Source organism: Candidatus Sulfotelmatobacter sp. (assembly GCA_035498555.1).
Classification (GTDB): Bacteria; Eisenbacteria; RBG-16-71-46; order RBG-16-71-46; family RBG-16-71-46; genus DATKAB01.
Genome location: DATKAB010000217.1, coordinates 1 through 3,297 on the forward strand (window position 1 = coordinate 1; position 3,297 = coordinate 3,297).

Sequence of the window (3,297 nt, forward strand, 5' to 3'; positions counted from 1 at the left end):
GGATCCCCCGGTCGCCAGGCCGGCTCCTGCGGCCACCGTGCCTCCGCCCGGTGATCCCTCGCGGGTGCGCGACAGCGTTCCCGGCGATGAGGAGTTCTCGAAACCCACGCCCGCGCCGCCCGCCAACTACACGCCGAGCGAGTGGGTGGCGCGCTTCGTCGGCGACAAGGGCCCGCTTCAGCTCGCTTCGCATGGGGCCCCGCGCGAAACTCGCTCACGCGAATTCGCGGCGCCGATCGAGACCCCCGCGGCCGAGGCGGGCGAGGCGTCGCCCAAACCAGCTCAGGCGGCGGGTGCCGCGCCGCGCTCGGCGCGGCGCAGGCGCAGTCTCCGCGTGCCGATCGCTGCCGCGGCCGCGACGATCGTGGTGTTCGTCGCGATCGGCCTGATCGTGCGCGTCATTGGGATCGCGCGGACCCACGGAGCGCCGCCGGCGGCCGCCACCGCGAGCGTGTCGCCCACCGGCGACCAGGAATCATCTGCGCGCGCACCATCCGGGGGCGCGACGCGTGGTGCCGGCGCGACGCGCGCCACCGAGCCCCGGGAGCCGTCGCCCGCGGCCGGGCCGATCCCGAAGGGCCCGTACACGCTCGACACCAACGCGCTGCTCGGCTACACCGCCGCGCTCGACGAACGCTCGCGCACTCAATCGCTGACCGGGATCGAGGGCTGGGTGGCGCCCGCCGGTGATGACCATCCCGATCAGTACCGCGTGCTGCTCGGCATCTTCAGCTCGTACTCGCGCGCGCAATCAGCCGCGGCGATGCTGATGCGGAGCCACACGCTTTCGCACGTGACGGTGGTCAAGCTGCCGAGCCGGCGCGTCAGGCAGTAGTCGCGGCGCTCGGAGCAAGGGCGGCTTCGAGGGCCGGGAACGCGAGGGCGCGCATCGCTTGGGGAGACGCGTGAGTTCGAGCCGGGGTTGCAGATGGGAAGGAGTCGGTGCGATCCTCTCGCGGTGATCGTGCCGCGCCCGCAATCCCCGATCGGCTCCAGGCGTCGCGCCGTTCAGCTGGCGGCCTTTCCTTTGGTGCTGGCGTGCGCCTCGCTCCTCATGATCGGGGCGACCGCAGCGCCCAAATCGGCCGGCTGGGACATCTACGCGATTCGCTACGCCACCGTGCGCGCGTTCCCGGTGCGCGATCTGGTGGCGGGCGCCGACACCGCCCGCACCACCGACATCGCGATGATGTTTTGGCTGCTGCGCGGGCCCACGGGAAGATGTGTGCTGTTCGACGCGGGCTTCTACCGGCAGAAATTTCTCGACGACTGGAAGCCGGCAGAGTTCGTGAAGCCCTCCGACGCGGTGCAGCGCTTCGGCGTCTCGCCCGATTCGATCACCGACGTCGTGATCTCCCACTCGCACTGGGACCATCTCGACGGAGCCGATCTCTTCCCAAACGCGAGGATCTGGATCCAGCGCGCCGAATATGAATATTACGTGGGCGCTGATGGGATGCCGCTCCACTCCGCGATCGACACCCTCGACTCGCAAATGATGGCTAGCCTCAACAGGGAAGGCCGCGTGAAGCTGGTGGAGGGCGACGCCCAGCAATTCCTGCCCGGCATCACCGCCTATACCGGCGGCAAGCACACCTACGCGTCGCAGTATCTCGGAGTACGCACCGCGAAGGGCATCGTGGTGCTGGCCTCGGACAACCTGTATCTGTACGAGAATCTCGACAAGCACGCAGCGATCGCGCAGACCCTCGACGCCAAGTCCAATCTCGCCGCCCAGGACCGGATGAAGAAGCTGGCTGCGGCTCCGCGGTTGATCGTCCCGGGCCACGATCCCGCGGTATTCGAACGCTTCAAGAGCGCCGGCCCCGGCGCCGTGAAGATCGAGTAGCGGTCGTTCCGCCGGCTGCTCCGGCGGTCGTTCCGCCGGCGCGCAAGCGAAACTAGACCAGTCTTCGCGTCGCCAGATCCATCTCGAGCCGTGCCGTGCCGCGCGCCACTTTCAGATGGTAGCGCGCCGGCTTCCTCAGCATGCCGCGGACGCCTTCGAGCCCGATCGTCGCCGCTCGCTCGCCATTGATCTCGAGGATCTCGTCGCCCTTCTGGAGCCCGGCGTCGGCGGCGGGCGTGCGGCCGGCCACCGAGAACACCGTGACGCGCTGGAACTCGGGGCCCGGAGTCACCAGGAAGAGCCCGCTCATATCGTAGTCGAAGGGCGCGGGGGGGCCCGGATGCGGCTCGAAGATCAGACGATGATGGGGGTAGTCGAAGGTGACGCGACTCCGCCGCAGGATCTCGCCGCCGACGATGCCGTCGGCGTCGTCGCCCGCGAACACGCCCACGGTGTCGCGTGAATAGATCGCGGTGACTTGCGCGTAGTCGAGCCCGCCGACCTGCAGCCGATCGAGCCGCGTGAGATCGCCGCGCGTTTCGCCGCCGGCGCCGCCGCCGATCGTGGCGTTGATCGCGGCACCACTCTCGTCGAGCAGCTGGTGCCTGATCACGAACCGGTGGTAGAGCACGATCGTGGTGCGCACTCCGGTGTCGATGACCAGCCGGCAGGGGATGGGTTTCGCGCCGGCAGGCGTGATCGCGGCCTGAGCGACCGCGAGGCCGGTCTCGAGCTCGACCGGCACGACGACGCCAGCGGAGGGCGGCGCGAAACTCGCTGGATCGAGCACGCGCAGGCGGCGCCTGGCATAGTCGATCTCGACGACGTGGCGCTCGAGGAAATCGCGGCCCAGCAGCCCGTCTAGCCGGCGGCCTTCGAAGGGCGAGACATGCGCCAGCGGGAACACCATGAAGCCCGGCGATCCGAGCGTGTCGTCACCGACTGCCACCGTGACGTCCGGGGCGCGCGATAGGCCGACGCTCACGCCGGCGCCCGCGCCGATCTGCGCCGATTTCTCGCCACCGTGCGTCACGCCCAGACGCTCCGCGCATTCCCGCGCGATCACGGTGCCGCCCGACGCACCCGAGTCGAGAATGAACCACTGCGGCGCCGAGCCATTGAGCTTCACCTGCACCCAGGGCTTGTTGCTGCCGATCTCGAACGGGACCTCGTGGGGGACGGGCGCCGGGGGCGCGGCGGGCGGGGCCGGGGTGGACTTCGCAGCGCGCGCAGCGCTCGGCGCGACCAACGTCGCGACCAGCACGTGGAATGCAGTCGCCAGGGCCATCCAAGAACTCCCGGCGGCAGCGATCGGCGCGGCAGCATGGCGAGCGACCATGGCGAGACTGTGTCAGTCCCCGCGCAAGCGAGGCAATCTCCGCCCCACCAGCGCCGCTCTCAGGGGGACGAGCGCGCCTGGAGTCTGGCCCCCGGGGGGTGAGCGCGTT

3 protein-coding genes are annotated in these 3,297 nt (G+C 70.1%); 2 read left to right on the forward strand and 1 reads right to left on the reverse strand.

The features are described from left to right. A partial coding sequence (locus tag VMJ70_16230; protein HTO92680.1) for a hypothetical protein occupies window positions 1-835 on the forward strand: 835 nt, incomplete at its 5' end. 93 nt (window positions 836-928) lie between these two features. After that, complete coding sequence (locus VMJ70_16235) at window positions 929-1,849, forward strand: N-acyl homoserine lactonase family protein (GenBank protein HTO92681.1); 921 nt, start codon at window positions 929-931, stop codon at window positions 1,847-1,849. A 52-nt stretch (window positions 1,850-1,901) separates the two neighbouring features. On the opposite strand, the gene VMJ70_16240 is transcribed toward VMJ70_16235, so the two are convergent. Further along, the gene (locus VMJ70_16240; protein HTO92682.1) at window positions 1,902-3,137 is read right to left on the reverse strand and encodes an aspartyl protease family protein; all 1,236 of its coding nucleotides are present in this window, start codon (window positions 3,135-3,137) and stop codon (window positions 1,902-1,904) included. Between the last annotated feature and the right edge of the window lie 160 nt (window positions 3,138-3,297).